Here is a 245-nt window from a genome sequence, read left to right on the forward strand (position 1 = left end):
CAAATTCTTCCAGGGGCGAGAGATCGACGGCAAGAAGGTCTATGGGGCGTCGATCTATACCGAGCGAGGTTCGGAAGGCATCACCATGGGCGTTTCGAATTATCTCTACGACTATGGCTTCAAATACCAGGACCCCAACAAGCCATATGCGATGGACGGTTTCGTCAACTCGGCGGGCGCCGTCAAGGGGCTCGAAGCCTACAAGGCGCTTTACAAATGCTGCACGCCTCCCGGCGCTTCCAACT

Annotated in this window: 1 pseudogene; it reads left to right on the top strand. The window is 55.9% G+C overall.

What is annotated here, in order from left to right:
• A pseudogene (locus KJQ96_RS39445) lies at positions 1-245 on the top strand (carbohydrate ABC transporter substrate-binding protein); the annotation flags it as partial.

This window comes from Bradyrhizobium sp. sGM-13, assembly GCF_018398875.1.
In the GTDB taxonomy this organism is placed as follows: domain Bacteria; phylum Pseudomonadota; class Alphaproteobacteria; order Rhizobiales; family Xanthobacteraceae; genus Bradyrhizobium.